General features: G+C 58.4%; 21 protein-coding genes. 6 read left to right on the top strand and 15 right to left on the bottom strand.

Annotated elements, in window-relative coordinates:
• The coding region (locus EJA71_RS21575; RefSeq protein WP_371925718.1) for a contractile injection system protein, VgrG/Pvc8 family at nt 1–244 on the bottom strand (244 nt) is incomplete at its 3' end.
• Between the two features lie 374 nt (nt 245–618).
• Here EJA71_RS21575 and EJA71_RS21570 point away from each other — a divergent pair.
• Nucleotides 619–1920: an OprD family porin gene (locus EJA71_RS21570; RefSeq protein ID WP_158959563.1), complete on the top strand. Its 1302-nt coding sequence runs from the start codon at nt 619–621 to the stop codon at nt 1918–1920.
• 141 nt (nt 1921–2061) lie between these two features.
• On the opposite strand, the gene EJA71_RS21565 is transcribed toward EJA71_RS21570, so the two are convergent.
• From EJA71_RS21565 to EJA71_RS21510, 12 genes are all read right to left on the bottom strand, one after another.
• A complete protein-coding gene (locus tag EJA71_RS21565; protein WP_158959562.1) occupies nt 2062–2682 on the bottom strand; it encodes a hypothetical protein in 621 nt (206 codons plus the stop codon).
• 44 nt (nt 2683–2726) lie between these two features.
• Nucleotides 2727–3665, bottom strand: a complete 939-nt coding sequence (locus EJA71_RS21560) for a carbohydrate kinase (RefSeq protein ID WP_158959561.1) — start codon at nt 3663–3665, stop codon at nt 2727–2729.
• 13 nt (nt 3666–3678) lie between these two features.
• Nucleotides 3679–5175 (bottom strand): xylulokinase, encoded by a 1497-nt coding sequence (xylB, locus tag EJA71_RS21555; protein ID WP_158959560.1) that lies wholly within the window; start codon nt 5173–5175, stop codon nt 3679–3681.
• Between the two features lie 125 nt (nt 5176–5300).
• A complete protein-coding gene (locus EJA71_RS21550; protein WP_158959559.1) occupies nt 5301–6776 on the bottom strand; it encodes a mannitol dehydrogenase family protein in 1476 nt (491 codons plus the stop codon).
• 18 nt (nt 6777–6794) lie between these two features.
• Nucleotides 6795–7898 carry an ABC transporter ATP-binding protein gene (locus tag EJA71_RS21545; RefSeq protein ID WP_158959558.1) on the bottom strand — a complete coding sequence of 368 codons (1104 nt, stop codon included), beginning with the start codon at nt 7896–7898 and terminating at the stop codon, nt 6795–6797.
• A gap of 127 nt (nt 7899–8025) precedes the next feature.
• On the bottom strand, nt 8026–8856 hold the full coding sequence (locus EJA71_RS21540) for a carbohydrate ABC transporter permease (protein ID WP_003225143.1): 831 nt from the start codon (nt 8854–8856) through the stop codon (nt 8026–8028).
• Between the two features lie 8 nt (nt 8857–8864).
• Nucleotides 8865–9791, bottom strand: coding sequence for a carbohydrate ABC transporter permease (locus EJA71_RS21535; protein WP_158959557.1), 927 nt, complete (start codon nt 9789–9791; stop codon nt 8865–8867).
• Nucleotides 9792–9964: 173 nt separating this feature from the next.
• Entirely contained in the window at nt 9965–11275 is a 1311-nt protein-coding gene (locus EJA71_RS21530) for a sugar ABC transporter substrate-binding protein (RefSeq protein ID WP_158959556.1), read from the bottom strand.
• Nucleotides 11276–11619: 344 nt separating this feature from the next.
• Nucleotides 11620–12525, bottom strand: coding sequence for an AraC family transcriptional regulator (locus tag EJA71_RS21525; RefSeq protein ID WP_158959555.1), 906 nt, complete (start codon nt 12523–12525; stop codon nt 11620–11622).
• A gap of 79 nt (nt 12526–12604) precedes the next feature.
• Nucleotides 12605–13474 (bottom strand): phospholipase, encoded by an 870-nt coding sequence (locus tag EJA71_RS21520; protein WP_158959554.1) that lies wholly within the window; start codon nt 13472–13474, stop codon nt 12605–12607.
• A 194-nt stretch (nt 13475–13668) separates the two neighbouring features.
• Nucleotides 13669–14958, bottom strand: coding sequence for a glycosyltransferase (locus EJA71_RS21515; protein ID WP_158959553.1), 1290 nt, complete (start codon nt 14956–14958; stop codon nt 13669–13671).
• A gap of 161 nt (nt 14959–15119) precedes the next feature.
• Complete coding sequence (locus tag EJA71_RS21510) at nt 15120–15482, bottom strand: response regulator (RefSeq protein ID WP_158959552.1); 363 nt, start codon at nt 15480–15482, stop codon at nt 15120–15122.
• A gap of 268 nt (nt 15483–15750) precedes the next feature.
• On the opposite strand from EJA71_RS21510, the gene EJA71_RS21505 reads away from it, so the two are divergent.
• Genes EJA71_RS21505 through EJA71_RS21485 form a run of 5 tightly spaced genes read left to right on the top strand, consistent with a single transcriptional unit; the run spans nt 15751 to nt 22295 of the window.
• Entirely contained in the window at nt 15751–19242 is a 3492-nt protein-coding gene (locus EJA71_RS21505; RefSeq protein ID WP_158959551.1) for a response regulator, read from the top strand.
• Nucleotides 19242–20075 (top strand): protein-glutamate O-methyltransferase CheR, encoded by an 834-nt coding sequence (locus EJA71_RS21500; protein WP_158959550.1) that lies wholly within the window; start codon nt 19242–19244, stop codon nt 20073–20075. Before EJA71_RS21505 ends, EJA71_RS21500 begins: the two co-directional genes overlap by 1 nt.
• The gene (locus EJA71_RS21495; RefSeq protein ID WP_158959549.1) at nt 20072–20665 is read left to right on the top strand and encodes a chemotaxis protein CheB; all 594 of its coding nucleotides are present in this window, start codon (nt 20072–20074) and stop codon (nt 20663–20665) included. Before EJA71_RS21500 ends, EJA71_RS21495 begins: the two co-directional genes overlap by 4 nt.
• Complete coding sequence (locus EJA71_RS21490; RefSeq protein WP_158959548.1) at nt 20659–21873, top strand: hybrid sensor histidine kinase/response regulator; 1215 nt, start codon at nt 20659–20661, stop codon at nt 21871–21873. The genes EJA71_RS21495 and EJA71_RS21490 overlap by 7 nt, the downstream gene beginning before the upstream one ends.
• Before the next feature lie 44 nt (nt 21874–21917).
• Nucleotides 21918–22295 (top strand): response regulator, encoded by a 378-nt coding sequence (locus EJA71_RS21485; RefSeq protein ID WP_158959547.1) that lies wholly within the window; start codon nt 21918–21920, stop codon nt 22293–22295.
• A gap of 114 nt (nt 22296–22409) precedes the next feature.
• On the opposite strand, the gene EJA71_RS21480 is transcribed toward EJA71_RS21485, so the two are convergent.
• Both EJA71_RS21480 and EJA71_RS21475 read right to left on the bottom strand, forming a co-directional pair.
• Nucleotides 22410–24080 carry an ATP-binding protein gene (locus EJA71_RS21480; protein WP_158959546.1) on the bottom strand — a complete coding sequence of 557 codons (1671 nt, stop codon included), beginning with the start codon at nt 24078–24080 and terminating at the stop codon, nt 22410–22412.
• The gene (locus EJA71_RS21475) at nt 24077–25579 is read right to left on the bottom strand and encodes an ATPase domain-containing protein (protein ID WP_158959545.1); all 1503 of its coding nucleotides are present in this window, start codon (nt 25577–25579) and stop codon (nt 24077–24079) included. The genes EJA71_RS21480 and EJA71_RS21475 overlap by 4 nt, the downstream gene beginning before the upstream one ends.
• Between the last annotated feature and the right edge of the window lie 73 nt (nt 25580–25652).

Here is a 25652-nt window from a genome sequence, read left to right as displayed (position 1 = left end):
AATCGCCTTGCTCGATGCGATAGACCAGGCCGTGGATCGTGCCTTCGCCGGTGGCGCCGAAGGTCAGCACGCCGGGTTTGTGCAGGAGTTCTTCGAGTTTCAGGTCGGGGCGGGCGCTGACCAGTTCGAGGTCGAAACGGAACGGTTCGTTGAGGGCTTCGCGACCGGTGAAGCTGAGGACTTGCAGGTCGGCGTTGGCGCCTTCGAGCGTGAGGGTAATGTGGGTTGCGTTGGCGTCCAGCATGCCTTGAATTCCGTCCGTTGAATAAGCAGGGGGCGGATGTTGCAGGATTAAGCCGCCTCGTTCAAGGCGCAAAAACCGTATGCATAGGCAACAGGTGGTATAGGGAAAACCCCTAGATGGCGCGTTTCACCCAATAAAATCGGGCATTTGATAAGGTCTGAACACAGCCTGTGACGATCATTCCTACAAGCGTAGATTGAGGAATCGCCAGTCAGTTTCAGACTAAAGTCGCCTGTAGCACGTCAAAGCCATCTGCCATCATTGTCACTCACCCCCGCGTGGTTCTCTTCCTCCCGGCTTATCAATGAGCTGGGACGGGAGCTATTTTTCGTTTGTTGCGCGCTTGCGCAAACGCTGCAGTGTTGGAGTTTTTCATGCGTCCCCCATTTCCCCTCATCACCCCGCGCCAGTCGTTTGGCTTCGGAGCCTTTGTGCTGTGCGCAGGTTTTACCGCGCAGGTTCAGGCCAGCGGATTTCTTGAAGACACCACGGCGAAAATCGAATCGCGCACGGTGTATTTCAACCGCGATTTCCGTGATGGACACACCTCAAGCGATCAGGGCGCTTCCAAGCGTGAAGAGTCCGCGCAGGGCTTTATTCTCAACCTGCAATCGGGCTACACCGAAGGCACGGTCGGCTTTGGCATTGATGCACTGGGCATGCTGGGTTTTCAGCTCGATTCAAGCCCGGATCGCAGCAACAGCGGCTTGCTGCCATCGAGCGGCGAGAACCCGCGCGGCTCGAAAGGCCAGTACGCGAAAATGGGCGTCACGGCGAAAGTGAAAGTCTCGAACACGGTGCTGAGGTACGGCGCGCTGTTGCCTGATCTGCCGCTGTTGAAATACAACGACGGCCGTCTGCTGCCGACCATGTTCAACGGTGCCATGTTGACCTCTAAAGAGGTAAAAGACCTGACCTTCATGGCCGCGCGCCTGGACAAGTACACCGCACGCGACTCTACCGATTCGCAAGACATCCGCGTGCACTGCAAGAACAAGCGCTACGCCTGCAACACCACCGCCGATCATTTCGACATGTACGGCTTCGACTACAAGATCAACGACCGCCTGACCGGCCAATATCACTACGCCGAGCTGGAAGACATTTATCGCCAGCATTTCGTCGGTCTGTTGGCCAATCAACCGCTGGGCGGCGGCGTATTGAAAGCCGATCTGCGCGTGCTGAAAAGCGCCGACAGTGGCGACGCGAAAGCCGGCTCCATCGATAACCGTGCCTTGAGCGGCATGCTGTCCTATGCGCACAGCGGTCATACCTTCAGCGCCGGCTGGCAGCGCATGAACGGCGACAACTCGATGCCGTACCTCGATGGCAGCAACCCGTATCTGGTCAACTATGTGCAGGTCAACGACTTTGCCGCCGCGCAGGAACGTTCGTGGCAATTGCGTTATGACTATGACTTCAAGGCTATTGGCATTAATGGTTTGAGCTTCCTGACCCGTTATGTGAACGGCGATCACATCAAGGTGATGGGCAGTGATCAGGAAGGGAAAGAGTGGGAGCGCGATAGCGAGTTGAAGTATGTGATTCAGACGGGCACGTTCAAGGATGTGAGTCTGCGTTTGCGCAATGCGACGTATCGCACCAATTACGAGAACTTTGCGCGGGATGTGGATGAGACCCGGTTGATTGTGAGTTATAGCTTTTCGGTGTTGTAGGTCTGCATGTGCAGTGCTTGATCGGGCGCTATCGCGAGCAGGCTCACTCCTACAATGGATCAATGTTGAACGCGATATCCGCGTCCGCTGAAGATCCCCTCTAGGAGTGAGCCTGCTCGCGATGGGGCCCTTGAATTGCTGTTACAACCAATGCCAGAACCGGCTCCAGAACCCGCGATTCAAATCCTCTTTGCACCCGGCATACTGCTGCGCATACACATCCGAGCGATTCTGCACCTTGCGTGCTGTCGGCATCAGCCACGCCTTGCTCGCGTAGGTCTTGTTGCGAAACCCGCCCCAGCCTTCGTGGTAGTTGAGGTACTGGTTATAGGCGTCGTACTTGTAGACGCCGTTAATCGAATAGGTCTTGTCCATGTACCAGCCGACAAAGTCGATCGCGTCGTCGAAGTCTTCGCGATCGGCTCCGCTGCGGCCGGTGCTTTTCTGGTAATCGGCCCAGACTTCGTCCTTGGCTTGCGCGTAACCCGAGGCGGTGGATACACGGCCCCACGGGATCACCCACAGCAGATATTTGCGCGGGGTCTTGGCGTCGTAGCGATAGCCGGATTCCTGATACATGATCGCGAACGGCACCTGGATCGGCACGCCCCAGCGTTTTTGCGTGACCTGTGCGGCGTCGTACCAGTCGCTCTTTTCGCGAAAAATCTCGCAGATGTCTTCCGGCGAACGGGGCGGCGAGGTGCCGCACCCGGTCAGTAGCGTTGCCAGTGTCAGTAGTCCCAGCGTTTGCCCGTATTTCAAAAGCCGTTATCCCGTCGTGCGCAAAAAGGCCGACAGTCTACGGCTTAGCTCAATTGGTGACGATAGGGTAGATCCGGACCGGTTTTGCTGCAGGTCAGCGCAGCGGCTTGTACGGCGAACTTGAGCATGCTGTCGATCTGTTCGCGCGCGAGTTGCTGCACGTCTTCAACCGAATCCAGAGCTTGCTCGGTCAACCAGGTAATCAGCGCCGCCTGGAAGGTATCGCCGGCGCCGACGGTGTCAGCGATCTTGACCGCTGCGGCCGGCACAGACCATGCGCCATGCTTGCGGCTGAACACCGTCGCGCCGTCGCCACCACGGGTGAGGAAGACTAGTTGGCAGCGATGTTCGAGCCAGCCTTCGATCACGTTTTGTGGGTCCTGCTCGGGGTAGAGCAGGCTCAAGTCTTCGTCGCTGACCTTGATCAGATCCGCCAGTTGCACCAGCGTGGCAATACGCTCGCGCCACAGGTCGATGTTCGGTTCGGGATTGAGGCGTACGTTTGGATCGAGCGTGATGAGACGTTTGCCGCTTTCGCGCTGAACCAGTGCCAGCAAGGTGTCGCCAATCGGCTGCACCACCAGCGAGAACGAGCCAATGTGCAAGCCACGGACCTCAGGGCCAAGCTGCGGGAGATGGGCAAGGCTCAGTTGTCGATCCGCGCAGCCTTCACCGCGAAAGCTGTAGTGCGGCGAACCATTGGCGCCGACTGCAACCATCGCCAGCGTGGTCGGTGCGGCGAAGTCCACCAAATAGTCCGGGCGCACACCTTCAGTCTGTAGCACTTGCTGCAAGCGGCGGCCGAGGTAGTCGGTGGACAGGCCGCCGAACAGCGCCGAATCCACGCCTAACCGCCGCAAACCCACGGCGACGTTGAACGGCGAACCGCCGGCAATCGCCTTGAAATTCACATTCGAGGCCAGACCGCTGGCATCGTCTTCGCTGAAGAAATCAAACAGGGCTTCGCCACACACCAGGTACATAGTTGTTTGCTCTTTATAAGGTTGCGACATGCTGTTGATAGCGTTCATAAGCCTGCTGAAACGCCGCGACATTGGCGGCAATCGGCAGGGTTTCACTGCTCAAATCGAGCTTGACGCAGCGCTGGCACAGATCGGCAAGCGTGTCTTCGTGGCCGTTCGACCAGGATTTGCACCACGCCGCCTGAATCGCTGCGCCGAGGGCTGCGGCTTCGCTTTGCTCGGTGCAGATGACCGGGGTGTTCATGATGTCGGCGACGATCTGCCGCCACACCGCGCTTTTCGAACCGCCACCGATCAGGCAAATGCTGCGGCTTTGTAAACCATTCTGCCGGAGTAAATCCAGCCCAAAGCGCAAACCGAACGTTGTGCCTTCGACGGCGGCGCGGCACAGATTGGCCTGGGTCAGATTGTCCAGCGTCAAACCGTGCAGACTGCCGGTGGCATGGGGCAGGGCAGGCACCCGTTCGCCGTTGAAGAACGGCAGCAGGCTCACGCCTTCGGCGCCGATGGGGGATTGCTCGACGAGGCGGTTGAACTGATCCAGATCGAGGTTGAACAGTTCGCGAATCGCGCCGGTGGCGTTGGTCAGGTTCATCGTGCAGATCAGCGGCAACCAGCCGCCGCTGGACGAACAGAACGTCGCCACCGAGGCATCCAAACTGACTTTCGGCACCTCGCTGTACGCGTACACCGTGCCGGAGGAGCCGAGGCTCATGGTGATCGCGCCGGGTTGAATATTGCCGGTGCCGATCGCGCCCATCATGTTGTCACCGCCACCGCTCGACACCCGCGCGTTGGGGTTGATGCCGAGGTGTTCGGCAATTGCCGGCAGAATCGTGCCCACACTTTCGTGAGCATCAATCAGCTCCGGCAGCGCCGCTTGCAGGCGTCCGCTGGCGTCGATGTCGCGCAACAGTTGCAAATCCCATTGACGGGTGCGCACGTTGAAATAGCCGGTGCCGGAAGCGTCGCCGTATTCGCTGCAGGCGCGACCCGTCAGCCAGAAGTTGAGGTAGTCGTGGGGCAGCAGGATCCGGGCGATGCGCGAGAACACGACCGGGTGTTGTTCTTTGGTCCATAGCAGTTTGGACACGGTGTAGCCGGGTGCGATGACCACGCCCAAGCGCTCAAGCGAACCTTTTTCACCGCCGAGATGGCTAAGCAGACGGTCGTTTTCCGCTGACGTCTCGGTGTCGCACCAGAGTTTGGCCGGGCGCAGGACTTCACCTTGATCATCCACCAGAACCAGACCGTGTTGCTGCCCGGACACGCCGATACCGAGGATGGATTGGCCATCGACATTCGCCGCGATTAACGCGTCGCGGGTGGCGAGAGTGAAGGCCTCCAGCCATTGCTGCGTGTCTTGCTCGCGACGGCCATTGGCGCCGCTGATCATCGTGTGCGCGGCGGCGCCCTGGCCGAGGACTTTGCCGTTGGCGGCGTCGAGGATGATCGCTTTGGTGCCTTGGGTGCCGCAGTCGATGCCGAGGAAGAGTTGTCGGGTTGTCATGAGGTCTCCACGAGCTGATCGTTCCCACGCTCAGCGTGGGAATACCTCAATGGACGCTCTGCGTCCGCTGTTGAATGGGACGCGGAGCGTCCCGGGCTGCATTCCCAGGCAGAGCGTGGGAACGATCAGGCTGCCGATATTTTTTCCAAAGTGCGCGTCACACCCTCTTCGCGCAAGCTGTTGCAGCACCATTCAAACGCCGCGACAAACTCCGCCGAACGCGGGATCGCCGTGCCGAAAATCTCCTCAACCGCCAATAACCGCTCAGTGATCAACCCATCATCCGCGACCAAGGCCTGGCAGAACGTCGCCCGAGGATCCGGGATCGAATAGGTATCACCGTTCTCGTCAACGCCCTTCAAATACAAAGCCCAAGCGGCCACCACCAGCGCTGCACGCTTGGTCTCGCGGCCATCGGCAATCAACCGGTTGATCGTCGGAATGGTGAACTTGGGAAACTTCGACGAACCGTCCGAACATACCCGTTCAAGCTGATCGGCAATCGCCTGATTGGAGAACCGTGCGACCAGCGTGTCTTTGTACTCGGTCAGATCGATGCCCGGAACCGGTGCCAGTTGCGGCGTGACGTCCAGGTCCATATAAGCGCGCATGTAACGCACGAACAGCGGGTCGTTCATGGTCTCGTGCACGAAGCGATAGCCCTTCAAAAAGCCCAGGTACGTCAGCGCCAGATGGCTGCCGTTGAGCAGTTTGATCTTCATCTCTTCATAGGGTGAAACGTCATCGGTGAACTGCACGCCGACCTTTTCCCAGGCCGGGCGGCCGTTGACGAATTTGTCTTCCAGCACCCATTGCACAAACGGTTCGCACACCACCGGCCACGCATCGTCGATGCCGTGTTTGTCGGCCAGTTGCAGGCGATGGGCGGTGCTGGTCATCGGTGTAATGCGGTCGACCATGGCGTTGGGGAAACTAACGTTGGCGTCGATCCAGCTGCACAGATTGCTATTGCGCAGCGTGGCAAACGCCAGCAGCGCCTTGCGCGTCACGGCGCCGTTGTGCGGCAGGTTATCGCAGGACATCACGGTAAACGCCGGGATGCCCGCCGCCCGGCGTTTTTCCAGGGCTGCACACAGGAAGCCGAACACGGTTTTCGGCGCATCGGGGTTCGCCAGATCGTGTTGAATTTGCGGCAGGTGCGCCATGAATTCGCCGTTGCTGTCATCGATGCAGTAACCGCCCTCGGTGATGGTCAGCGAGACGATGCGGATCTGTGGGTCGGCGAGTTTGTCGATCAATGCCTGGGCGTTGTCTTCAGCGAGCAACATGTCACGAATCGCGCCGATCACGCGCACTTCCGTGTCATCACTGTCACCGAGTTCGAACAGGGTGAACAGGTAATCCTGCTCCTTGAGATCGTCGCGGGCGCGGCGGTCTTCGGCACGCAGACCGACCCCGCAGATCGCCCAGTCCAGCGCTTCGCCGGTGTTCATCAGCGCATCGGTGTAATACGCCTGATGCGCGCGGTGGAAGCCGCCGACACCAATGTGCGCAATGCCTTGGCGGGTATCGCTGAGGCTGTAGGCCGGCAGTTTCACTTCCGCCGCCAGGCCATGGAGATTCTGTTGGTTGAGTTTCATTGGGCAAGTCTCTTCAAATCAGGCCGCAGCACGCAGCGGACGGGTCAACGCCACACCTTCGGCATCGAATAAATGGCAGTGAGCCGCATCCAGATGCAGGCTCAGTTGTTCGCCGTAACGGCTGGCCAGATCACCGCGTGCACGCATGGTCAGGGCTTCGCCGGCACTGGTCTTGACGTGGCAGAACGTGTCGCTGCCGAGGCGCTCGCTGACGTCAGCGGTGACTTGCAGCGAGCAGTCACCCGGTTGCGCCAGTTCCAGATGTTCCGGGCGAATGCCCAGGGTCACGGCGCTGCCGACGCTCAGGTTGGTGATATTGAAGGGCAGGGTGATGCGCGTGCCGGCGTCCAGCGAGACTTCGCAGCTCTGGCCATCGACGCGGGCGATCTTGCCCTTGAGGAAGCCCATTTTCGGTGTGCCGAGAAAACCGGCGACGAACAGATTCGCGGGGTTGTGATACAGGTCCAGTGGCGAGCCGACTTGCTCGATTTTGCCGCCATTGAGCACCACGACTTTGTCGGCCATGGTCATCGCTTCGACCTGATCGTGGGTCACGTAGATCATCGTCGCTTGCAGGTCTTTGTGCAGGCGCAGCAGTTCAAGACGCATCTGCACGCGCAGCGCGGCGTCGAGGTTGGACAGCGGTTCGTCGAACAGGAAGATTTTCGGATTGCGCACAATGGCGCGGCCAATCGCCACGCGCTGACGCTGGCCGCCGGAAAGCTGTTTTGGTTTGCGCTCAAGCATCGGCCCGAGTTCGAGGATGCGCGCGGCCTCGCCGACTTTCTTCTCGACTTCAGCTTTCGGCACACCGGCGAGATCGAGTGCGAACGACATGTTCTTCTTCACCGTCATGTGCGGATATAGCGCGTAGGTCTGGAACACCATCGCCAGATCGCGCTTGGCCGGGCTGACTTCGGTGATGTCGCGGCCATCGAGTTCGATGGTGCCGCCGCTGACTTCTTCAAGGCCGGCAATCAAGCGCAGCAGGGTGGATTTGCCGCAACCGGACGGGCCGACGAAAACCACGAATTCCTTGTCGTTCACCTCAAGGTCGATGCCTTTGATGATGGAAAAACCTTCGAAGCCTTTTTGCAGATTCTTGATTTTCAGGTTGGCCATGATGATGGGCCTCCGCATTGTTGTTTTTTTTAAGATCAAAAGATCGCAGCCTGCGGCAGCTCCTAGAGGGGGACGGTGTGCTCTGTGTAGGAGCTGCCAAAGGTTGCGATCTTTTGCTTTTCAATCTTCATTTCACGGCGCCGAATGAGAGGCCGCGCACCAGTTGTTTCTGGCTGATCCAGCCGAAAATCAGAATCGGCGCACACGCAAGCGTCGAGACCGCCGACAACTTGGCCCAGAACAAACCTTCGGGACTTGAGTAGGAGGCGATCAACGCGGTCAGTGGCGCGGCTTTCGACGAGGTGAGGTTCAGCGACCAGAACGCCTCGTTCCAGCACAGGATCAGCGACAGCAGCACGGTCGAGGCGAGGCCGCCCTTGGCGATCGGCAGCAGCACGCGGACCATTTCCTGCCACAACGTCGCGCCGTCGAGGCGGGCGGCTTCGAGGATGTCTTTGGGGATGTCTTTGAAGTAGGTGTAAATCATCCAGACCACGATCGGCAGGTTGATCAGCGTGTAGATCACGATCAGCGCAATGCGCGTGTCGAGCAGGCCGAAGCTCTTTGCCAGCAGGTAGATCGGCATCAGCACGCCCACCGGTGGCAGCATCTTGGTAGACAGCATCCACAGCAGCGTGCCTTTGGTGCGCTGGGTTTCGTAAAACGCCATCGAGTACGCGGCAGGCACCGCGATCAACAGGCACAACGCCGTGGCGCTGAAGGAAATCACCACCGAGTTCCAGGCGAAACTGAAGTAGTCGCTGCGCTCGTTGATGTGCAGGTAGTTCTCCAGCGTCGGCGTGAAGATGAACTGCGGCGGCGTGGCGAACGCGTCGATCTCGGTCTTGAAACTGGTCATCACCATCCAGAAGATCGGGAAGAAAATCACGATCGCGATGGCCCAGGCCAGGGTGCCGAGCAGTAGGCTTTGCAGCCGGCGGGATTGTTGGAGAGTCATGGCAGGCCTCAGGCTTTGTCAGTCAGGTTTTTGCCGATCATCCGCACCAGAATGATCGCCGCAATGTTGGCGATGACCACGGCAATCAAGCCGCCCGCCGAGGCCATGCCGACGTCGAACTGCACCAGCGCCTGGTTGTAGATCAGGTAGGCGAGGTTGGTCGAGGCGTAGCCGGGACCACCGTTGGTGGTGGTGAAAATCTCGGCGAACACCGACAGCAGGAAGATCGTTTCGATCATCACCACCACGGCAATCGGCCGCGCCAGGTGCGGCAAGGTCAGGTGCCAGAAAATCGCGATCGGGCCTGCGCCGTCGAGGCGCGCGGCTTCTTTCTGTTCCTGATCGAGGGATTGCATGGCGGTCATCAGGATCAGGATCGCGAAGGGCAGCCATTGCCACGAAACAATGATGATGATCGACAGCAGCGGGTAGTGCGCCAGCCAGTCCACCGGTTGCGCGCCGAACAGCTTCCAGATGTAGGCGAGGATCCCGGAGACCGGATGGAAAATCAGGTTCTTCCAGATCAGCGCACCGACGGTGGGCATGATGAAGAACGGCGAGATCAGCATGACCCGCACGATGCCACGCCCGAGGAATTCGCTGGCTTCGAGCAAGGCACTGATGAGCACGCCGCACACCACGCTGATCAGCAACACGCTGCCGACCAGTAACAAGGTGTTGGTGGCGCCGGGCAGAAAGCCGGAATCGGTCAGAAAGTAGCTGAAGTTTTCCAGCCCGACGAACTGGTTTTCCCCGGGATACAGCAGGTTGTAGCGGATCAGCGAAAAGTAGATGGTCATGCCCAGCGGCACGATCATCCACAGCAGCAACAAGGCCACCGAAGGACTGACCAGAAACCAGCCGGGGTTGCGTACGCGAACCTTGCGCTGGGGTTGCGAAAGGTCGAGGTGGGCTTTGGCAGTTGAAGTATTCATGGTGATCACAACCAATTGGGTGCAGAAACATGTTCAGGAGATACAACATTCCTGACATCGGCGCGGACCCTGTGGGAGCGGGCTTGCCCGCGATGGCGATGGTGCAGCCGACATTCATGTCGAATGTGTCGGCCTCATCGCTGGCAAGCCAGCTCCCACAGTTTTAGAGGCGGTTACTTGGGATAACCGGCGCGCTTCATCTCGCGTTCAGTGGATTGCTGAGCGGCGGCGAGAGCTTGATCCACCGTGGTCTGGCCGATCAGTGCGGCCGAGAACAGCTTGCCGACCTGGGTACCCACGGCCTGGAATTCAGGGATGGTTACCAGTTGAATGCCAATGTACGGCACGGGTTTCAGCGTCGGTTTGCTCGGGTCAGCAGCCTTCAACGATTCCAGCGTGACCTTGGCGAACGGCGCCGCCTTCATGTACGCATCGCTGTAGGTCGAGGCACGAGTGCCGGGCGGCACGTTGGCGATGCCGTCGGTCTTGGCTACCAACTCGCCGTATTCCTTGGACGTTGCCCACGCGCTGAATTCTTTCGCGGCATCTTTGGCTTTGGAACTGGTTGGAATTGCCAGCGCCCACGAATACAGCCATGCCGAGCCTTTGTCGGTGACTTGATGCGGCGCGAAAGTGAAGCCGACATGATCGGCGACTTTGCTTTGGGTTTTATCGGTGACGAACGAGCCGGCCACGCTGGCGTCGACCCAAATCGCGCACTTGCCGCTGTTGAACAGGGCGAGGTTTTCGTTGAAGCCGTTGCTCGAAGCACCCGGCGGGCCGGATTTCTTCATGGTGTCGACGTAGAAGTTCAGCGCGTTTTTCCACTCGGGGCCGTTGAATTCCGGCTGCCACTTCTCATCGAACCAGCGCGCGCCATAGGCGTTGGCGACGGTGCTGATCAGGGCCATGTTCTCGCCCCAACCGGCCTTGCCACGCAGGCAGATGCCGTACTGTTCTTTGTCCTTGTTGGTGAGTTTTTCAGCGAACCCGGCGATTTCTTCCCAGGTCGGACGCTCCAGCATGGTCAGGCCGGCATCCTTGAACAGGTCGGTGCGGTAATAAGTGATTGAGCTTTCCGCGTAAAACGGCAGGGCGTACAGCGAGCCCTTCACTGACAGGCCTTCACGCACCGACGGGAATACATCGTCGAGGGCGTAACTGGCCGGCAGATCCTTCATCGGTTCCAGCCAACCCTTCGCGCCCCACAGTGCGGCTTCGTACATGCCGATGGTCAGCACGTCGAACTGCCCGCCCTGGGTGGCGATGTCAGTGGTCAGGCGTTGGCGCAGCACGTTTTCTTCCAGCACGACCCAATTGAGCTTGATGTCCGGATGCTCGGTCTCGAAGGTTTTCGAGAGTTTTTGCATGCGGATCATGTCGCTGTTGTTGACGGTGGCGATGGTCAGGGTCTGGGCGCCAAGGCTGACGCTGCTGAGGGTCATGCAGGTGAGGGCAAGCAGAGCTTTTGCAGTGGGTTGCATCGTGCACTCCTTTTCTGCTCCGGGGGGAGGCAGAAGGACAGTTATTGTTTTTGTGTCTTCCGACGACAGGAAGAATGTGCACTGATTACAGCCTTCAATCGCCGGGCTGACAAATCATCCCTAGCACTTTTATCGATACTTTTTTGCACTTGGGTTTTGTTGGTGGAACGCAGGGAAGGGGTTTTCAGCGACGGTGCGCTAGCGAATGTGTACAGGTTTCCTCGCGAATCGGTTGAACCCTGTGGGAGCTGGCTTGCCAGCGATAGCGTTAGACCCGTCGACGAAGAGGGTGATGGCACTGACCTAATCGCTGGCAAGCCAGCTCCCACATTCGATTCGGGTTGTCAGCCGTGGTTTTGCTCTGTCAGTCGCTGCACTGCGAGCCGGCGATAGTGCGAAGGCGTCATGCCCTTGAGCTGCTGAAAGCGTCGATTGAAATTGGAAATATTGTTGAACCCCGACTCGAAGCACACTTCCGTCACAGGTTTTTCGCCGTCCGCCAGCAGTTCGCAGGATTTGCTGATGCGCAGACGATTGACGAACTCAATGAAATTACGCCCGGTAGCTTGCTTGAATACGCGGCTGAAATAAGTCGGCGTCATCCCCAGATGCTCGGCGACTTCCTCAAGGGAAATGTCCCGGGCGTAATGGCTGAAAATATAATCGACCGCGCGGTTGGTGCGGTCGATGTTGTGTTCGTCAGCCAGTTGCGGCGTGGTCGCGCCCGACAGCAGCTGAAAGTCGTCGCTGGCGGCGAGCAATTCCATGAGGATGAAAAAATGCCCGAGACGGGTGATGCCCTTGGAGTCGGCGATGCGTTGCATCAAAGTCATGGCCTGGCGGATGGTGCGCTTGCAGCGAAATTCAATGCCGTATTGCGCACGCTCCAGCAGCGGCGCGAGGGTTTTCAATTCGGCGAAGACCTGGTGACCACTTTCAAACAACTCGTCGGTGAAGTTGACCAGCATGTCGCGTTTTTCCACGACTTCATCTTCGGCGACCTGACTGATCCAGTTATGCGGCAGATTGGGGCCGGTGAGAAACAGCGTTTCCGGATAGAAGTTGCCGATGTAGTCACCAATGAACACCTTGCCCGAACTGGCGACGATCAGATGCAGTTCGTACTCCTTGTGAAAGTGCCAGCGCACCAACGGGCACGGAAAGCCGTGTTGGCGGTAAATAATGGACAAGCCGTTATGGTCGTCCATCAATTCGTAAGAGGGGTCGGTCACGCGGGCGGTTCTGGTCATGACGGCGCACTTTTTTTGTTATCGCAGAATGATCATGCCTCTTTCCAGCGGCAGACCACCAGTCTGCTGTGCGCAAAAATCAGGCGCGCTCGAACAGCGCGTTGCCGTAAACGGCCTTCTCACCGCAGGCGACCCAGCAGTTGCGCACGATTTGCGACTCCTCGAAAAAGTCGACATTGATGACGCTGCAGCGATTTATCAGGCCAAGGGACGAGTGAAACCAATGATCGATTTGCGTCTTGAGGTGTGATGGCCCCAACAACGGCGTGTACCCCGTCACCGACAGTGACCAGATGAAGCGGTAGGGCGCTTTGGCCAGTTGAGTGGTGATGTGTCTGGCCAGATCGTCTGGGTTGGGAAAGGTCGAACCTTCCCATTTATGCGGAATGCGCGGCCAGTAAATGTCGTCATCCAGTTCGCGTTTGGCAGGCATCGCCGCGATGACCCGGCGTTTCGCGCTGGCCTGTTTCAACTCTTGAAGAGTGAGGGATGCCGCGGTCGAGCCGATCAGGCGTTGCCCGAGGCCGCTTATCAGCACTTCATGAAAGCGCGCGTAATCGAACGACTTGTCGCCGTCGCCCAGGTGATGGAAGTCGAGCAGAATGAATTCGTCCGGGTTCTCATCGAGAAAGCCGTTCACGGCATCGATCAGTTCGTTGAACCTGCGATTGAACTTGAACCCGTTGTGATGGAAGTAAAACGCCGAAGCGCTGGTGCCCGTGCTGTAACCGAGGCGAATATCCAGTGCCCGCGCACCATTGGCCAATTGCGCGGCGAAGGAGTCGTTCTGGCACACCGTCCAGTTGCCCAGCACCGGGTCATAGTCAGGGGCTTTTTTATCCATTCCGCAATTGTGTGCGCCTGGCCAGATGAGGTCGGTCAGCTTCAGGCGCTCGACCTCAAGGATATTGCTCATCCAGGTTTTCGGATTGAAGGCGGATTGCGGCATGACAGTTTCCTTGTCGCTGAATTCGCCCCGTCCGTGGGGCGAATGAATGATCTTTCAGAGACGAAGTCGTTCGTCTCCAACTGAAATGTCAGCGTAGGGGCGTCCCGTGAGGTTGCCAAGCCCCGGAAACATCCGCACAAGGAAAGCTATTTAATGGCAGCCGGCAGCGCCTCAAATGTTGAGGGTATCGGAGCTTAACTTCTGTTTTTTGCTTCAATCCACTGCGACATATATTGCGTGCTCTTGTGGGCGTGGTGCCGCAACATGCTGCCCGTGAAGTTATTTCGTCTCAGAACCTGCAAGTTTTCTCGGCATTCGTTCAACTTCTCGATCAACGCCGATGCGTGTGTGGAATACGCATAGCGCTCTTTCAGCAATGCTTGACCGGCCACTTGAGCTTGTTGCCAAGACGCAACGTCCTGATAGAGGTGCACGGCTTCATCTGCCAGGGTTTGTGCGCAGGTCGCGACGGCCCCCGGCCAAGGATGTTCGCCGTGCATCGCTTCGGCACCGATGGGCGTGGTGATGCTGGGCGTTCCGCACAACATGGCGTCGATCAATTTGCCTTTGATACCGGCACCGAAACGCAGCGGCGCCAGACAAATCCGCGCGGCAGACATCACCTGTAGAGCGTCCTCGGCCCAGTTCATGATGTGGAACCCTTGCGTGGCATTGTGCAAAGCGGCCGCTTTGGGTGGCGTGTAGGCACCATAAATATGCAGTTGCGCCGTCGGAAGCTGGGCACGAATCAGCGGCCAGACGCTGTTTTTCATCCAGAGCACGGCATCCCAGTTGGGCGCGTGACGGAAGTTGCCGATGCTGAGAAAGTGCGCACGATCGGCAAATGAACGGGGTGCTTCGGCAGGTGGGGTAATCATCAACGGACACCAGTGCAGGATCTGGCGCGGCAAGCCGAATTGCGTGGTCAGCAATTCGATCTCGACTTCGGAAATCATCAGGTTCAGGTCACAGCGATACAGCGCGGCGATTTCACGTTTGGCCAGATCGGTATCGGCCATCAGGGCGAACTCTTCGGGCAATGCCGGTGAGAACAACTCGCTGAAGTCGTTCTGATCGTCACTCTGCTTCAGCCGCTCCTTGAGCCGTTGATGGCGGGCGTGACGCAGGCTCTGCAGGTCTGAGGTTTCGAGGACACGCAAGGCATTTGGGCAGTGCTTTTCAACGCGCCAGCCGAATTGTTCCTCCATCATGAACTGATCGAACAACACGATATCCGGGGCCAATTCGCTGACAAAAGCATCGAAACTGCTGTTATTGAGTTTGATCGGCACTTCGCGAATGCCCAGGCTGGCCAGATCCGCTTTGTGCTCACCATCGCCGGCCGGGCTGCTGAAAGTGATGTCCCAGCCCTGGTGCAGAAACGTGTCGAGGATCTGCATCACATGCCCGCTGGCCGCCGAGGACTGTGGTTCCGGCCATACGTAACCGATGACCAGAACTTTGGTGGCGGGGGACTGACTCATGAAGAAGATCCTTGATGCGCGGGGACGGGCCCGGAAAAAGGCGCAATTAAACCATATCGCAGACAGGCCCGCCCGCAGAGGGAACCGTGTTCAGGCACGGCTCGGATGTTGCGTCAGCCAGGGTTCAAATGCCCCGACACTTCCCAGCCAAGGGCTGCACGTCAGTTGTCCAGCAGGCTTTTGACTTTGTCTCTGAGCTGATCAATAGAGAACGGCTTGCCAATCACATGCATGTCGTGCGGAACATCGATGTTTTCCGCATAACCGCTGGCAAACAGGATCGGTAGGGAGGGCCGGACCTTGCGTGCTTGCGTCGCCAGTTCGCGACCATCCATCCCCGGCAGCCCCATGTCGGTCATCATCAGGTCTACAGGCTGGTTCAAGTCATTGAGAATCTTGAGCGCGTCTTCGCCGTCGCCAGCTTCAACCACCTTGAAATCCAGCTCCTCAAGCACATCGACAATCAGCATGCGCACGATGTCGTCGTCTTCGACGACAAGGATGGTGGAGGCGTTGGCAGACATAATAAAGTTCTCGAAAATGGAGGCTGGAGTGGTGCGCCGGTCGATCAGATTTGCCGGTCTCTAGCATGAGTAAGTGGCGCAGTGCCACAAGTTCCCCGCGAGCTGAAAAAAAAGCAGAACCACGCTCGGGCCGGCAAGGATAACCGTAGCCTTCACCTCTGACACAGGCAAATGCAGGAAAATACTGCTAAAGCTGTAGGAAAAATGGATCCATGACGTAGTTTTCGGGCAAACTCTCAGGTTTTCAACAGTTCGACAAGGCTGCCCCATGTCCTCTCCGTCTACGGTTGATGAGCAACGGTTTCGCAAACTCCTGAGTCGCAACATCACCCTGCCGTTGGGCGTTGGTGTGCTCAGTGCCGTGTTCTTCGTGTCGCTGATCACCTATCTGCTATCGGTTATCCAATGGGTCGAGCACACCGACCGGGTGATCAATAACGCCAATGAAGCGGTGAAACTTACCGTGGACCTGGAAACCGGCATGCGTGGATATCTGCTCAGCGGTGACGAGCACTTCCTCGATCCGTATGAAACGGCCAAGCCGCGTATCACCGTGGCGCTCAATACCTTGCTCGAACTGACGGCGGACAACCCGGTTCAGACCGACCGCCTGCGTCGCCTGCAAGCGTTACAGACGGAGTGGGCGAATTACGCGCAGTCGATGATCGACCTGCAGCGTTCCAGCGGCGATTACCGAGGGGCGGTGAAGGCCGGGCGCGGCAAGCGCCTGACCGATGAGATCCGCAAGCAGTTTGAAGATGTGGTCGATACCGAGCAGACGCTGCGCGCCACGCGCAATGAGGACGTGCGCCGCACCACGGTCTGGAGCATTAGCCTTTATCTGCTGTTTATCGCCGGCATCAGTGGCTTGCTGGCCTACATCGGTCGTCGCGACCTGATGAATCTGTCCAACAATTACAGCGCCAACCTCGCCGCGCAGCAGGCCAGTGCCGAGCGCCTGGAACAGCAGGCCTGGCTCCGTAACGGGCAGACCCAACTTGCCGAACAAGTGCTGGGGCAACTCACGCTCAACCTGTTGGGCCGCAACATTCTGCAATTCTGTGCGCAATACCTCGGCACCGCCGTTGCCGCACTTTATGTACGCGAAGAACACGGCGGTTTGAAACGTGTCGCGACTTATGGCTTCTCGCGCGAACAGGAAGAACAGGATCATTCGATCTACAGCGGCGAAGGCATCGTCGGCCAGGTCGCACAGCAGGCGCGTCTGATTCGTCTGGATTCGGTGCCGGCCGATTACTTCAAAGTCAGCTCCGGCCTTGGCGAGGGACTGCCGCACAGCGTTCTGGTAGTGCCCACCAGCGATGATGATCGCGTCAACGGCGTGATCGAACTGGGTTTCCTGCGTCCGCTCACCCAGCGCGACATCGAGCTGCTGGAGTTGATCGCCGGCAACATCGGAACGTCGATCGAAGCCGCGCGCTATCGCCAGCGTCTGCAAGAAGTATTGGCCGAAACCCAGCAACTCAACGAAGAGTTGCAGGTCCAGCAGGAAGAGCTGAAGACCGCCAACGAAGAACTCGAAGAGCAGTCGCGGATTCTCAAGGAATCTCAGGCGCACCTGGAAACCCAACAGGTCGAGCTGGAGCAGACCAACGAGCAGCTCGCCGAGCAGGCGCAGACGCTGGCCGAACAGCGCGATGCGATGGACCTGAAAAACACCGAACTCAATCAGGCGCAGGTACAACTGGAAGAACGCGCCGAAGAATTGCAGCGTTCGAGCAAGTACAAATCCGAATTCCTCGCCAACATGTCCCACGAACTGCGCACGCCGCTGAACAGTTCGTTGATTCTGGCCAAGTTGCTGGCCGAGAACCCGCAGGACAACCTCAGCGCTGAACAGGTCAAGTTTGCCGAATCGATTTATTCGGCGGGCAACGATCTGCTCAACCTGATCAACGACATTCTCGATATTTCCAAGGTAGAAGCCGGCAAACTGGAAGTGATTCCGGAGAACACCAGCGTCGCGCGCCTGGCCGAAGGCCTGCGCGGCGTATTCGAGCCGCTGGCGTCCGACAAGCAGCTGACGTTCACCATTGATTTGCAGCCGGGCACGCCGGCCATGATGTTCACCGATCGCCAGCGCCTGGAGCAGGTGATCAAGAACCTGCTGTCCAACGCAGTGAAGTTTACCGAGCACGGCACGGTCAGCCTGACCATCGCCGGGCAACCGGATAATCGCATTGCCTTCATCGTTCGCGATTCGGGCATCGGCATTGCTCAGGACCAGCAGGAAAGCATCTTCGAAGCCTTCCGTCAGGCTGACGGCACCACCAATCGCAAATACGGTGGCACTGGCCTGGGGCTTTCGATTTCTCGGGATCTGGCGACGTTACTGGGCGGTTCGATCAGCGTTAGCAGTACGCCGGGGCAGGGCAGCGTGTTCACGCTGGTGCTGCCGCTGCAATACAGCGAGTCGGACGAAGCCTTTACCGCGCCGTTGACGTTGACGCCACCGGCCACAACGCCGGTGATTCCCGTTGTCACCACGGTGGCATCGACCGCACCAGTGGTCATTCCGCGTTTTGCCGACGACCGCGGCAACGCACCGTTCGCCACGCGTTGCATTCTGGTGGTGGAAGACGAACCGAATTTCGCCCACATTCTTTATGACCTGGCCCACGAGTTGGGCTACCAGTGTCTGGTCGCCCACGGTGCGGACGAAGGTTATGACCTAGCCAAAGAGTTCGTCCCGGACGCTATTCTGCTCGACATGCGCCTGCCGGATCATTCGGGCCTCACCGTGCTGCAGCGCCTGAAAGAACACGCCGAAACCCGCCATATTCCGGTTCACGTGATCTCCGTTGAAGACCGCGTCGAGGCCGCGATGCACATGGGCGCGATTGGTTATGCGGTCAAACCGACCACCCGCGAAGAGCTCAAGGACGTGTTCGCCCGTCTCGAGGCCAAACTGACCCAAAAGGTCAAACGCGTGTTGCTGGTCGAAGACGACGATTTGCAGCGCGAAAGCATTGCGCGACTGATCGGTGACGATGACATCGAAATCACCGCCGTCGGTCTGGCTCAGGATGCGTTGGAGTTGCTGCGCACCACAATTTATGACTGCATGATCATCGACCTGAAGCTGCCGGACATGCTCGGCAACGACTTGCTCAAGCGCATGTCGACCGAAGATATCTGCTCGTTCCCGCCGGTCATCGTCTACACCGGGCGCAATCTAACCCGCGACGAAGAAGCGGAGCTGCGCAAGTATTCGCGCTCGATCATCATCAAGGGCGCCCGCTCGCCGGAGCGTTTGCTGGATGAGGTCACACTCTTTCTGCACAAAGTCGAATCGCAGTTGTCCCATGAACGGCAGAAGATGCTCAAGACCGCGCGCAGCCGCGACAAGGTCTTCGAGGGTCGCAAGGTGCTGCTGGTGGACGACGATGTGCGCAACATTTTCGCCCTGACCAGTGCCCTTGAGCACAAAGGCGCAGTCGTGGTGATCGGCCGTAACGGTCGCGAGGCGATTGATAAACTGAATGAAGTCGAGGACATCGACCTGGTACTGATGGACGTGATGATGCCGGAGATGGACGGGTTTGAAGCCACCATCGAAATCCGCAAGAATCCGCGCTGGCGCAAGCTGCCGATCATTGCGGTAACGGCCAAGGCCATGAAGGACGATCAGGAGCGCTGCCTGCAGGCGGGCGCCAACGATTACCTGGCCAAACCCATCGACCTTGATCGCCTGTTCTCGCTGATTCGCGTGTGGTTACCGAAGATGGAACGTATTTAGTGGAACGTAGCAGTCCGGCCGAACGAAGCAGCGAGATCGAATTACGCTTGTTGATCGAGGCCATCTACCTCAAATACAGCTACGATTTTCGTGATTACTCCGGCGCGTCAATCAAGCGCCGGGTGCAACACGCGTTGAGCCAGTTCGAGTGCGCGACCATTTCGGCGTTGCAGGAAAAAGTCCTGCACGACCCGACGGCGTTCATGCAGTTGCTGCAATTGCTGACAATTCCGGTCAGCGAGATGTTTCGCGACCCGTCGCATTTTCTGGCGATTCGCAAGGAAGTGGTGCCGTTACTGCGCACCTATCCTTCGCTGAAAATCTGGATCGCCGGGTGCAGCACGGGCGAGGAGGTGTATTCGATGGCGATTCTGCTGCGCGAAGAAGGCCTGCTCGACCGCACGATCATCTACGCCACCGACATCAATCCGCGCTCGCTGGACAAGGCCAAGCAGGGGATTTTCTCCATGGAGAATGTCCGGGCTTACACCGCCAACTATCAGCAGGCGGGCGGTCAGCGCTCGTTCGCTGATTACTATACGGCTGCCTACGGTTACGCGATTTTCGACAAGACATTGTGCGAAAACGTGACCTTTGCCGATCACAGTCTGGCGACCGACAGCGTGTTTTCGGAAACCCAACTGATCTCTTGCCGGAATGTTTTGATCTATTTCAACAAGAAGCTGCAGGATCGCGCCTTTGGCCTGTTCCACGAATCGTTGAGCCATCGCGGTTTCCTGGTGCTTGGCAGCAAAGAGACGCTGGATTTTTCGAGCTTTTCCAACCAGTTCGAGCCGCTGGTTAAACAAGAGCGGATTTACCGCAAATTATGAACGACGCTGCGGATTTACCTCGGATCGAGGCCGTTGTGATGGGTGCTTCCGCCGGTGGTGTGGAAGCGTTGCTGAGCCTGCTCGGGCCGCTGCGCCAGGGTTTTGTGTTGCCCATCATCGTTGTGTTGCATCTGCCCGAAGAGCGGCGCAGCCAATTGGCCGAGGTGTTTGCCCGGCGCCTGGCGATACCGGTGTCAGAAGCCATCGACAAACAGGATATCGAACCCGGCACAGTGTATTTCGCCACGCCCGGTTATCACTTGTCGGTGGAGCAGGATCGCAGCCTGTCGCTCAGTCTTGAGGATCGCCGGCACCACTCTCGACCTTCGATCGACTTCCTGTTTGAATCCGCCGCCCACGTTTACGGCCCCGGATTGGCGGCTGTGCTGTTGACCGGCGCCAATCACGATGGCGCGCAAGGCTTGGCCGAAGTCAAAAATTACGGCGGCCTGACCATTGTTCAGGACCCTGAAGACGCCCAGGTCGCCACCATGCCGCTGGCTGCGCTGAAGCTTCAGCAGCCGGATCATGTCTTACCCATTCACGGCATCGGCCGTCTGCTTGTCGAGCTGGAACGAATCGCATGCTGAGTAATATCCAAGCCAAACTGCTGATCGTTGACGATCTGCCCGAGAACCTGTTGGCGCTCGAAGCGCTGATCAAGCGCGAAGACCGCACCGTCTATAAGGCGCTGTCGGCGGACGAAGCGCTGTCGCTGCTGCTGCAACACGAATTCGCCATGGCGATTCTCGACGTACAGATGCCCGGCATGAACGGCTTCGAACTCGCCGAGTTGATGCGCGGCACCGAGAAAACCAAGAACATCCCGATCATTTTCGTCAGCGCCGCCGGCCGTGAGCTGAACTACGCGTTCAAGGGCTACGAAAGCGGGGCGGTGGACTTCCTGCACAAGCCGCTGGATATTCACGCGGTCAAGAGCAAGGTCAATGTCTTTGTCGATTTGTACCGCCAAAGCAAAGCGATGAAGCAACAAGTCGAAGCGCTGGAGCAGGCCCGTCGCGAGCAGGAAGCGTTGCTGCAACAATTGCAGAGCACGCAACTGGAGCTGGAGCAGGCGGTGCGCATGCGCGATGACTTCATGTCGATTGTCGCCCACGAAGTGCGCACGCCGCTTAATGGTCTGATCCTTGAAACCCAATTGCGCAAGATGCACCTGGCGCGTGACAACGCTGCGGCGTTCACCCTCGACAAGATGCACGCGATGGTCGACCGTGACGAACGTCAGATCAAAAGCCTGATCCGCTTGATCGAAGACATGCTCGATGTCTCGCGGATCCGCACCGGCAAACTGTCGATCCGCCCAAGCCGGTTCGACCTGGTGCAACTGGTGAGCACTCTGCTGCAGAACTTCGCGCAACAGATCGAAGCGGCGGAGACCGAGGTGTCTTTCACTGCGACCGAGGCGGTGGAAGGCAACTGGGACGAGTTCCGCATCGAGCAAGTGGTCTCCAACCTGATCACCAATGCTTTGCGTTATGGCGGTCGCAGCCCGATTCAAGTCCGTGTCTATCGCGAAGGCGACGAAGCGCGGGTCGAGGTGCAGGACCGTGGCATCGGCATCAGCGCCGAGAACCAGAAGCGTATTTTTCAACAGTTCGAACGGGTCTCCGCCAAGACGGTGGTCGCCGGTCTCGGCCTGGGTCTGTTCATTTCCGAGCAGATCGTCGCCGCCCATGGCGGCTCCATCGTCGTCGAGAGTGAAATCAACGAAGGCGCCCTGTTTCGCGTTTGTCTGCCAATTCAGGAAAACGGCAAATCCGACGCAACCTCTGAGTGACCACACGGTCGTATCAGCAGCTATTGACCGAACAAAGGCTTCCCATGAGCGTAGATGCGCAAGATGTAGTACTCGTCGTCGAGGACGAACCGGTTATCTTGATGGTGCTGGCAGATTATCTGTCGGGGCAGGGGTATCGCGTGCTGCAAGCGGAAAACGGCGAACAGGCATTCGAGATCCTCGCCAGCAAACCGCACCTGGACATGTTGATCACTGATTTTCGCCTGCCGGGTGGCATCTCTGGCGTGCAGATCGCCGAACCTGCGGTAAAGCTGCGACCCGATCTGAAGGTCATTTTCATCAGCGGCTACCCGCAGGAAATTCGCGAGACCGGCAGCCCGATCACCCGCAAGGCACCGATCCTCGAGAAACCGTTCGATCTGGATGTGTTGCAGGAAAAGATTCAGGAACTGCTGGCCTGATCGACAGATTCTGACGCGCATTTGTAGGAGCTGCCGCAGGCTGCGATCTTTGATATTGATCTTGAAAGATCAAAAGATCGCAGCCTGCGGCAGCTCCTACAGTCGTTTAAGGGGTCAGTTCTTGATCATTTCCCGCACTTTGGCGGTCAGCAGATCGAAGGTGAACGGCTTGGTGATCATCTGCATGCCGGAATCGAGGAAGCCGCCGCGCACCGCCGCGTGTTCGGCGTAGCCGGTGATGAACAGCACCTTCAAGCCCGGCCGGTATTGCCGGCCCACTTCCGCGAGTTGCCGGCCGTTCATGCCCGGCAGGCCGACGTCGCTGATCAGCAGATCGATGCGTTGTGTCGAATTGAGGATCGGCACCGCGCCATCCGCATCTCCAGCCTCCACAAACGCATAGCCCAACTCACTGAGTACCGCGCTGACCAACACGCGTACGGCCGGGTCGTCTTCGACGATCAGCACGGTTTCGCCATCCAGTGCTTCCGGAGCCTGCTCAATGTCGGTATCCGGCCCTGGCAGCTCTTCACCGCGAAAACGTGGCAGATACAATTTGACCGAGGTGCCCTGATCGATTTCGCTGTCGATCGACACATGACCGCGCGACTGTTTGCTGAAACCGTAGATCATCGACAGGCCTAGCCCGGTGCCCTGGCCGATCGGTTTGGTGGTGAAAAACGGATCGAATGCGCGATTGATGACACTTTCGGGCATACCGCTGCCGTTGTCGGTCACGCTCAACATCACGTAATCACCGGGCTCCAGATTGCTGTAGGCGTCGGTAAAGTCGCGATGCAATACCTGATTACTGGTTTCGACCACCAGTTTGCCACCTTCGGGCATGGCGTCGCGGGCATTGATCACCAGATTGAGCAGGGCACTTTCCAATTGATTGGGGTCGGCTTCGGCGACCCACAGTTTGTCGTTCAGACGCATGTCCAGCTGGATGCTTTCGTTGAGGCTGCGTTCCAGCAGTTCGCCCATCGACAGTACCAGGGTGTTCATTTGCACGGCTTTGGAGTCGAGCGACTGGCGACGGGAAAACGCGAGGAGACGATGAGTCAGGCTGGCCGCGCGGTTGGCTGAGGTCACACCCAGATCGATCAGGCTGTCAAGATCTTCGGTGCGGCCGCGAGCAAGGCGTCGACGCAATAATTCGAGGCTGCCGATAATCCCGGTCAGCATGTTATTGAAGTCGTGGGCGATCCCGCCGGTGAGCTGGCCGACCGCTTCCATTTTCTGCGACTGGCGCAACGCTTCCTCATTGTGGCGAAGCTGCGCAGTGCGTTCTTCGACCTGCTGCTCAAGGGTTTCCAGCGTCGATTGCAGGCGCCGTTCACTTTCACTCAGATCGATCAGCCGATCACGGGCCTCGTATTGTCGTCGACGACCGCGCAAAGCGGCGGACACCAAGCTGATCAGGGTGGCGGGGTGAAACGGCCGTTCTAGAAATGTCACGTTGCCGAGCAAGTGACTGAGTTGCGAGGACGGGCCTTGTTCCTGACCGCCATGATGGGTCAGCAGCACAATCGGCAAATCGGACCACGCCGGTTGCTGCTCCAGATGCTGAAACAGGCCTTCCAGTTCCTGACCGCGTAAGGCCTCGGCAGCGATCAACAACAGGCCTGCACCCAGTTCCAGCTCTTGGCAAAGGTCACCGAGGCCCGGCGTAACCAGTCCTCCGTACCCGGCCTCGTTGAGAATCATCAGGGCAATTTGGCTGTCGCGACCCACGGGCGCAAGAATCAGCGCCCGTTCGGCCAGCGGTACGGTGACCGTCACAAGTTCTCTTCCTTGAGCAGCGGATTGCTCGCGCCCAAGTAGGTCGGTACGCCGCGCAACACGCCTTGGAAGGCTTCCAGCGGCTCGCCGATGGTCATGCCCTGAGTGGAAATGCGGTATTCGCGAATGGTTGATTCGTGGCTGCCGGTACGTTTCTTGATGATGGAAATCGCTCGCCGCACCTTGCCGATGGCCTCGAAGTAGCGCAACAGAATCACGGTATCGGCCAGATAAGTGATGTCCACCGGCGCCTGCATATCACCGACCAGACCATGCTGGGCAACGGTCATAAACGTCGCGGCACCCTTGCGGTTCAGGTAGAGCAACAGTTCATGCATGTGCAGCACCAAAGCGTTTTCCTCTGGCATCGCAGCCTGGTAACCGTTGATGCTGTCGATCACTACCGTCTTGATTTCACCCTCATCGACGCAGCGGCGCACGCGGTGAGAGAACTCGCCGGGGGACAGTTCGGCAGCGTCGACCTGCTCGATCAGCAGATTACCCGTCGCTTGCAACGCCGGCAGGTCAATGCCGATGTTGCGCATGCGCTCGAACAGCAGACCCAACTCTTCATCGAAGATAAACAGCGCAGCCTTCTCGCCGCGCTTGACCGCTGAAGCGGCGAAGATCATCGAGATCAGCGATTTGCCTGTGCCGGCGGGGCCGAGGATCAGCGTGCTGGAACCGGTCTCGATACCGCCGCCGAGCAGGGCGTCCATTTCCTTGATGCCGCTGGTCAATTGCAGACGCGCGTAGTCGCCGCGGTGTTCTGCCGCCACCAGACGCGGGAACACATGCACACCGTCGCCCATGATGGTGAAGTCATGAAAACCGCCACGGTACTTCTGGCCGCGGTACTTGATAACCCTCACCCGGCGTCGCTCGGCACCATAGTTGGGCGTCAGTTCTTCCAGGCGAATCACCCCGTGGGCAACGCTGTGAACGGTTTTGTCGAGGGATTCAGTGGTCAGGTCGTCGAGCAGCAGTACGGTCGCTTCATAGCGCACGAAGTAATGCTTGATCGCCAGAATCTGCCGGCGATAGCGCAAAGAGCTTTGCGCCAGCAGGCGGATCTCCGACAGGCTGTCGAGCACCACGCGGGTCGGCTTGAAGCGCTCGACCACTTCGAAAATCTGTCTGGTGGCTTCGCCCAATTCCAGATCGGAAGAGTAGAGCAAGCTCTGTTGGTGCTCGGCATTGAGCAGGCTTTCCGGCGGTGTCAGCTCGAATATCTCGATATTCTCGTTGAGCTCCCAACCATGGGAAAGCGCCCCTTGGCGCAGCTCGCGCTCGGTTTCTGACAGGGTGATGTACAAACAGCGTTCGCCGGCGCGGGCGCCAGCCATTAGAAAATGCAAAGCGACCGTGGTTTTGCCGGTTCCGGGTTCACCTTCGAGCAAAAACACATGCCCACGAGACAAGCCACCGGCCAGGATGTCGTCCAGACCTACGATGCCGGTAGCGGCTTTTGCACTGATCAACGCATTGGATGTAGACAAAAAATGCCCTCTCATGACTAGGGGAAGCGAGGCCGCCGACTAAACCGGGCGACCTGAATTACTTGACCCTTGG

It is taken from the genome of Pseudomonas sp. PB106, assembly GCF_009764645.1.
Taxonomy (GTDB): domain Bacteria; phylum Pseudomonadota; class Gammaproteobacteria; order Pseudomonadales; family Pseudomonadaceae; genus Aquipseudomonas.
The sequence above is the reverse complement of the archived record's forward strand: the minus strand, read 5'-3'. Positions and strand labels throughout refer to the sequence as shown.